At 52.7% G+C, this 1,174-nt stretch carries 1 protein-coding gene; it reads left to right on the top strand.

All coding sequences use genetic code 11. The features are described from left to right. The first annotated feature begins 345 nt into the window (after positions 1-345). Positions 346-1,101, top strand: a complete 756-nt coding sequence (locus FKG94_RS28590) for an Arm DNA-binding domain-containing protein (RefSeq protein WP_142930359.1) — start codon at positions 346-348, stop codon at positions 1,099-1,101. Positions 1,102-1,174: the final 73 nt, after the last annotated feature.

The raw sequence follows: 1,174 nt of genomic DNA, 5'->3' as shown, positions 1-1,174 counted from the left end.
GATGAACACCGATTCCGGAAAAATCGGCAAAGTGTTCACCATGGGCCGGAATGCGTGTTCACGTTGGATCGGATTGGGTGTTCACGATGCGCCGGAATAGCTGTTCGACTTCGGCCGGAATATGCAAATAGCTGAGTGCGGGCTATGGACGGCGTATTGTTGAGTCCTGCGTAACGTTAAGGCGGGCTTGACCATGGTTTTCCATATCACCAAACGCAAATACTGCCAGCAAAGCGGCATCCCTGAATCAACCGTCAGGGGCTGGATTGATCGCTGGTGGATCAAAGGGGTTCACTACAGTGTGATCGGTCGCACCACCCTGATTAACCCGAGGGCCGTCGACGAATGGATTATCCAACAGGGGTTAGGCCCCACGGCAACCATATCGAAATCAGTTACCAGTACAAAGGCAGGCGGTACTTTGAAACCGTTGCCAAAAAACCCAACAAGACCAATCTTGCCTATGCCGCCAAGCTGCGACAACAACGGATAGATCGGTTACGCCTTGGGCTGGAAGCCCATGAACAGAATGCACCGACCTTTTTTGAGTTAGCCGAAGACTATTTGAAAAACCTGGACGCGGCGCATTCCACCGTATTGAGCTACCGCCACGCACTGAATAAATACTGGCTACCGGCATTGGCACCAATCCCGGTTGATGCGATTAAGTTTAGAGACCTAAAACGCATCGACAACGCCATTGACTGGCCCAGCGGCAAGACACGCAAAAACTGCATTGTGCCATTGCGCCAGGTGTTTGCCCAAGCGGTCGATGACCTGTGGATCGAGTACAACCCAGCCGCTAACTTTCGCAACACCAAACATCAAAAGCCGCCGCTGAACCCGTTTACCGCAAAAGAAAAGGCGGCGATTCTCAACGCCCTGCAAGGTCAAGCCAAGGTGTTCTTTACCCTCGCCTTTGAAACCGGGGCCAGGACCGGCGAACTCCTGTGTTTAACCTGGGCGGATTACCAGCAAGCATCGCTCGCCATTAATAAGTCCATTGTCCGGCGGCGCATCAAACCTTCCACCAAAACCAACAAGGCGCGTGCGTATTCCGGCGAAGATGAACACCTATTCCGGGCGAACGTGAACACCTAATGTCCTAACGCATCACCCGTCCGGATTTTTAACCCAGGTGTTCATCTTGGGTCAACTGCCCGAGGATTTTTCT

This window comes from Exilibacterium tricleocarpae, from assembly GCF_007004655.1.
Taxonomy (GTDB): Bacteria; Pseudomonadota; Gammaproteobacteria; order Pseudomonadales; family Cellvibrionaceae; genus Exilibacterium; species Exilibacterium tricleocarpae.
This window is presented reverse-complemented; position numbering and strand designations above follow the sequence as displayed.